A 5,847-nucleotide genomic window follows, 5' to 3' on the forward strand; every position below is an offset into this window, starting at 1 on the left:
CGGGCCGATCAATACCGATGTGCTGATCGGCACCAAGGACTCCTACATGTTCGTCACCGGGCCGGACGTGATCAAGGCGGTCAATGGCGAGGACGTCAGCGCCGAGGATCTCGGCGGCGCGAAGGTGCAGGCCGAACGCGGCACCCTGCATCACGTGGCCGACACCGAGCAGGAGGCCTACGAGTGGGCCCGCAACTACCTCAGCTACATGCCGACCAGTTGCCTGGAGCAGCCGCCGATCGTGAATCCCGGTCTGGAACCGGAGATCACCGCCTACGACCTCGAGCTGGACACGATCATCCCCGACTCCGATCGCACCGGCTACGACATGCACGAGATCCTGTTGCGCCTGTTCGACGACGGCGAATTCCATGAGATCCGAGCCGCTTTCGCCCCCAACCTGATCACCGGCTTCGCCCGCGTCGACGGCTACCCGGTCGGCGTGATCGCCAATCAGCCTCTCGTCCTGGGCGGTTCGATCGACGCCGCCTGCTCGGACAAGTCCACCTACTTCATCCGCCTCTGCGACGCCTTCAACATCCCCCTGATCTTCGTCGCCGACACCCCCGGCGTCCTCCCCGGCCTCGCCGAGGAAGCCGCGGGCGTCATCATCCGAGGCGGCCGCACCCCCCGCGCCATCATCGAGGCCACCGTCCCCATCATCAACCTGGTAGTCCGCAAGTCCTACGGCGGCGCCTACGGCATGATGGGCGCCCGCCAGGTAGGCGCCGACATCAGCTTCGCCTGGCCCACCGCCCGAATCGCCGTCATCGGCGCAGAATCCGCGGTAGACCTACTCGGCAAACGCCAATTGGCGGCTCTCCCTGAGGATCAGCGCGCAGCGGCCCGCGAATACCTCATCAACCAATACAACGAAACCGTCGCCACCCCCTGGATAGCGGCGGAACGCGGCTACATCGACGCCGTAATCGAACCCTCCCGCACCCGCCTGGAAATCCGCGCAGCCCTCCACCTCCTCCGCGACAAACCCCCCGTCAAACCAGAATTCAACCCCCGCAAACACGCCATCTACCCCATGTAACCGAATCCCCTGTCAGCCGCCGAAGATTCGCGCCACCTCCCGCGCAACTTCGGCGGCGGCAACATCGCGATATTCGACTCGCGCGATGAGCAGCCCCGATGGCATCCTCTGTGGCGGAATCCCCGACCTAGTGCAGGGGATCCGAACCGAGAAGGGGGAACTCGTCATGTCCGACACGTCCGCATCGAAGTGGCGCTGGCTCTTCGGAGGGATCGCAGTCATCGGCATCGGTATCGCGCTACTGGTCCTCGGCTACACGATCGGACATCAGGATCCGGTCTGCGCGGGATCAGCCATGAAAGCCGGCGACACCTGCTTGCAAGGCAATCACGCCAGCTCCACTTCCGACATGCATACGCAAAACAGCCACAGCAGCATCGTCTGGTACATCATCGGCGTCATCGTCATCCTCCTCGGCTTGATCGGACCAGCCGTCGCCGGATTGGAAGCACTCGAACAAAAGCAGACCGACGACCAGCCATCTCCGCACGCACCATAGTGCCGATGCGCGGATTCTCGGCACGCCGATGGAGGGCTGTCGTATCGCTGCCTCCAAGGTAGTTAGTGAGGCTCATCAGGGGCGGAGGGTCGGTACTGTCCGTTCGTGAGTTCCATGAGCGACGCCCGCTTCACCGAGGTGGATATCCCCGGCAGTCCTTCTGGTGGAGCGATCTTCCAAGACAGCGATCCGTTCGGCAAGACCGCTCAGCGGATCCCGTTGTTCGACGGTGGGCGGTGGGTCAGGCTGTCGATAGATGTCGCGGTCATTGCCCCCGAACTGTTCCGCCACTACCTCGATCTCGTGATCACGCACTGGGGCGAGCCCTCCTTCTACTGCGGATACGCGGGTATACAAGTGTGGTGGGAGAACCCCGACGGTGACGTGCTTCGTCGGCTCGAACTCACCGGCCGGGGTGACCTGAGTCTGATGATCTGTTCCGCGGAGTCCGACGCCGACGGTCGGTGGTACGAGTGGAACATCAAGATGTCTACCTGGAGTTCCTCACCGAGGGTGACAGGTACGTGACCGACGCGGAAGACCAAACAGACACGGACGCAGACGATTACACCATTGTCGATATCTGGACGGGTCGTAACGGAGAGGGCGGCAGCACTCCGGACGAAGGTTGGACTGTCTATACGCCTCGCCATCTGCGAGGCGTTCTAGCCAACCTGCTGAGAGATGTTCACTTCGCGATGCTGGCGCTCGGTGCAGGGCCGGATAGCCTCCGACTGGAATTCCAGGTATCGGACGAGCCGTCTCACCGATACGCCCGCCTCGATCTGACACCGGCTGAAATATGGCTCTACGCACGGATTTCCGAACGCAGCCGCACATATCTGTCCGTGCACGGATTCACCGTCGAGGAGACGGGCTGGCGGCACGCTGCTGGCCGGCGGGAAAGGAGCATGCTCGCGCAGCGGCTACCGCCACCGTCGTACTTCTGCACCATCTCGGCCTCGTCGGCCCCGCAAACGGCCCGAGCATCGAGCAGCAGCCCGATGCCGATCAGCCGGGACTGCTCATGACGATCTTGGGATGCCCGCTACCGCTGGACACTTTCGATGTCCCGATCGTCCTTGGGCGAGGTCTTCACTAACCAACCGACCGAGCAAGGCCTAAAGCCAGAGAACGCACTCTATTCCCGGTTAAGGCTGTTCCGACACGTGCCACGGTTCCTGCGGCAGCGACATCGTTGATGGTCCTATTGGCTCTGTGACCCCGCAGCCAGGACGAAGGGTGTATCAATGGCCGGGCGACCCGGCCGCTCGTACCGCGCTCGAGGTCTACCTCCGAAATCTGCCCGAGGACCCGGACGCGCCTCGGACGGTGGCCGCGCTCCTAGCCGGCGGAGGCCTGGACTTCTCGGGTGCGGACTTGTCCGGGATGGACCTGCAGCACGCCGAATTGAGCGAGGCCATTTTGCGAGGTGTGCGGCTCGTCGGCTGCGATCTCTACGGCGCGTGGATGTTGCTTGCTGACCTGTGCGATTCCGATTTGAGTTCAGCCGAGCTGCGCACTGTCCAGGCGCGAGGTTGCAACGCTGCGGGCGCGACCCTTCGGGGTGCGCGGTTGCAGAGCGCCGATTTCGCCGGAGCAGTTTTCCTGTTCGCGGATCTGCGTGACGCTGCGCTGCACGACACGGGACTGTTCGAGGCCGATCTGCGGGGAGCCGATCTGCGGCGTTGCGCATTCGACTGCACCGACCTCACCGATGCGCGCCTAGCCGGGTGCCAGGTCGACGGCGCCTATGGCAGCGTGTACGGCCCTGCGAACGTTGGATCGGGCACTGCGGAGCTTCGGGGTGGTGCCGAATTGCAGACGTGGTTTGCCCAGCGCGGCGCTGACATCACGGTATCCAGTCTCCGACCAGGTGCTTGAGATCCGCCTAGCAGTGCGCGGAATTCCGCACGCTATTGCCGCTTATAAGGTTGCTCAGTCCGGCGACCGATGGACCGACACCACTACGAGCGATCCCCCCTGAAGCTCACCCCGCATACCTTAGGGCGCGCAGTCGGCGACAAAGTCAGGGAGTACTCAGCGAGGGAAAGCGGACAAAATTCCGCGCTGAGTGCTCCTGATCTTGAACTGTCAGTTGGCGAAGACGTCGCGGTGACCGCGGGCGGTGTCCATGTACTCCCGGACTCGGTGGATCAGGCCGTCGCGCAACTCGAAGACGAAGCAGTAGTCGTTGCGGTAGCGGTTGCCGTTCGCGAGCGTGGCGCTCATCGTCTCCTCCACGATCACTCGATCCCCGTCGGCGTAGAAGCCGTGAAAGTCCACCACGACATCGCCGACGAACAAGCGTCGGAAGTCGTCGGCGATGAACCGCGTAATCGCCTCGCGCCCAACCATATGGCTGGGCGCGTTCAGCGCCACCGCGGTCGCGTTGCCGGCCGGTGCCAGCCACTCGGCATCAGCGGTGAAGAACGCCCCGATCAGCTCGGCATCATGCTCCGCGAAGGCCCGCCACGCCCCTTGCACAATGCTTCTGTTGTCGACTGTCATGTCCCCCACGCTATGGCGACGACCATTCCACAAGCTGGCGGAAATCCGCCAAGGTCATCCGCGATGAGAGCTCCCGATCTTGGAATGCCGGGTGGGGTCAGGAGGGTTGGAGGGGGCCGATGAAGGTGCCGGGGTGGGTGGCGGCGTCTTGGCGGAGGACGCTGATGCCTTGGGGCCATGGGGTGTTCAGTTGGGTGGTGGTGTCGGGTGGGGTGAGGAGGATGGTGTTCGGGTACCAGCCTTGGGGGCCACCGGGGAGGTAGGTGATGTCGCTCTCCGCGGACTGGCCCGGTGCGAGGGTCAAGGGTTGGGTGGCGGCGGATTGGCGGGGAAGGTGGTAGGTGGAGCCGTAGGCCGGATCGTCGGGGCCGAGCAGATCCACGCCCGGGAAGCCTTCGGTGACACAGGGTTGCGAGGCGGTGTTGGTGAGAATGAGCCCGAGGCTGCCTTGCCCGGTGCTGTCGCTGTCCGGCCGGAGGCGGGCGGTGAGGCTCAACATGTCGGTGGTGCACCAGGGATCGGCCGCAGTGGCCGGACCCGCCGAGAGCGGAACCGCAACAAGCGTGGCCAGCCCGACCCCCACAGACACGGCGCAGCGACGGGACATCAACCGAGGAGAGATCATCCCTCGAAACTAACAGCGCCCCATAATTTTTCGACCATCCACGAATTCACTATTCGTGGGGCTGCTGGCGATAGCGCTCCGGCAGGACGGTCGCGAGGTCGATGTTCACTTCGAACGGGCTGTGCAGAGTGATCTTTGTTTCCGCGCCCGCACGCCGCACCAACTCATACTCGCCGGCCTCGCCAAGGGCATATGCGAAAAGGACCGGTAGCGATTCGTCTGCAAGCTGTCCCTTGAATCGATTGGTCTCGAGCCGCCAGAAACTCGGAATCCCGCCTTCCGCGTAGAGATCCGGCTTGATCCGGCGGTCCATCGCGGCCGTCGACCGCGATACGACCTCTACTACCAGCCGCACCTGCGAAGCAGGTATACCCCGGTCGTCCCATGGAATCGGCCCCGCACACACCAGCAGATCCGGAATCGGCTCGTCTTCGCCGATGAGCACACCTACACCGGGGATCATGAAGAGTCCGTCGGGTAGCGCATCCTCGAGTACCCGTCCCAAGTTGGATACCAACCGCTGATGGATCGGCTTCGGCGCGGCGCTGACGACGAGCTGGCCGTTCAGGATCTCGTACCTGAGTCCGTTCTCGGGAAGGTGATCGAGATCGGCTGCTGTCCAGCGATCGGAAGTGGGCATGTGCATATGCCGACGCTAGATCGATAGCGGCACCGGCTCGCCGGGGACGAACATTTGTCGTTCGTCCCCGGCGAGTTCGGGTCAACTGCCCGGGACTATCCGGATGTCTTCGCCTGCTTCGTCTACCGGGTCGCCTTCGACGGTGAACCAGTGGGTTACTTCGCCGTCTTCCAGGTCGGCGGGGAGGTCGCCGGAGGGGAGGACGGAGAGGGCGCCGGCTGTGGCGGAGGCCAGGAATTCGTGGATCGCCGGGAGGCCGGTGGAGGACAACGTGAAAGTGGTCGATTCGTAGTCGATTTCGTTGTCTGCGCGGAGGGTGGCTGCGCGGTCCAGGGCCTCGGACTGGGTGAGGGTGGCCCAGGTTTCGGCGTGCTGGTAGATGAAGGCGGGGTCGGATTCGGACAACGGGCGGACTCGGTCGGTGTAGGAGACCGGGTGGGCGGGGCCGTCGGTGATGCCGGGGACCAGCACGTAGCGCAGCCACACCCGCTTGCCGCGCTTGGCCAGCTTGACGGCGAAGTCGAGGGTCG

8 protein-coding genes and 1 pseudogene are annotated in these 5,847 nt (G+C 64.0%); 5 read left to right on the forward strand and 4 right to left on the reverse strand.

What is annotated here, in order from left to right:
• The 5 genes from ACWELQ_RS35875 to ACWELQ_RS35895 all read left to right on the forward strand — a co-directional run.
• Positions 1-1,042 (forward strand): acyl-CoA carboxylase subunit beta (locus ACWELQ_RS35875; protein WP_452401459.1); only part of this gene is annotated, 1,042 nt, incomplete at its 5' end.
• An 85-nt stretch (positions 1,043-1,127) separates the two neighbouring features.
• On the forward strand, positions 1,128-1,541 hold the full coding sequence (locus tag ACWELQ_RS35880) for a hypothetical protein (protein WP_452401460.1): 414 nt from the start codon (positions 1,128-1,130) through the stop codon (positions 1,539-1,541).
• A gap of 105 nt (positions 1,542-1,646) precedes the next feature.
• Positions 1,647-2,069 carry a hypothetical protein gene (locus ACWELQ_RS35885; protein WP_452401461.1) on the forward strand — a complete coding sequence of 141 codons (423 nt, stop codon included), beginning with the start codon at positions 1,647-1,649 and terminating at the stop codon, positions 2,067-2,069.
• Positions 2,066-2,572 (forward strand): hypothetical protein, encoded by a 507-nt coding sequence (locus ACWELQ_RS35890; RefSeq protein WP_452401462.1) that lies wholly within the window; start codon positions 2,066-2,068, stop codon positions 2,570-2,572. The genes ACWELQ_RS35885 and ACWELQ_RS35890 overlap by 4 nt, the downstream gene beginning before the upstream one ends.
• 211 nt (positions 2,573-2,783) lie before the next feature.
• Positions 2,784-3,425 (forward strand): pentapeptide repeat-containing protein, encoded by a 642-nt coding sequence (locus tag ACWELQ_RS35895; RefSeq protein WP_452401463.1) that lies wholly within the window; start codon positions 2,784-2,786, stop codon positions 3,423-3,425.
• A gap of 210 nt (positions 3,426-3,635) precedes the next feature.
• Here the strand turns inward: ACWELQ_RS35895 and ACWELQ_RS35900 are convergent, their stop codons facing one another.
• The 4 genes and pseudogenes from ACWELQ_RS35900 to ACWELQ_RS35915 form a co-directional block, all read right to left on the reverse strand.
• Positions 3,636-4,052, reverse strand: coding sequence for a nuclear transport factor 2 family protein (locus ACWELQ_RS35900; RefSeq protein ID WP_452401464.1), 417 nt, complete (start codon positions 4,050-4,052; stop codon positions 3,636-3,638).
• Positions 4,053-4,149: 97 nt separating this feature from the next.
• The gene (locus tag ACWELQ_RS35905) at positions 4,150-4,641 is read right to left on the reverse strand and encodes a DUF4232 domain-containing protein (protein WP_452401465.1); all 492 of its coding nucleotides are present in this window, start codon (positions 4,639-4,641) and stop codon (positions 4,150-4,152) included.
• Between the two features lie 85 nt (positions 4,642-4,726).
• On the reverse strand, positions 4,727-5,323 hold the full coding sequence (locus ACWELQ_RS35910; RefSeq protein WP_452401466.1) for a Uma2 family endonuclease: 597 nt from the start codon (positions 5,321-5,323) through the stop codon (positions 4,727-4,729).
• A 75-nt stretch (positions 5,324-5,398) separates the two neighbouring features.
• Positions 5,399-5,847: pseudogene (locus ACWELQ_RS35915) on the reverse strand (hypothetical protein); the annotation flags it as partial.

This window comes from Nocardia sp. NPDC004722 (genome assembly GCF_053601505.1).

Coding starts and splice junctions, on each gene's coding strand:
- ACWELQ_RS35880 (WP_452401460.1), top strand. CDS start 1,128: ATGAGCAGCCCCGATGGCATCCTCTGTGGCGGAATCCCCGACCTAGTG.
- ACWELQ_RS35900 (WP_452401464.1), bottom strand. CDS start 4,052: ATGACAGTCGACAACAGAAGCATTGTGCAAGGGGCGTGGCGGGCCTTC.
- ACWELQ_RS35910 (WP_452401466.1), bottom strand. CDS start 5,323: ATGCACATGCCCACTTCCGATCGCTGGACAGCAGCCGATCTCGATCAC.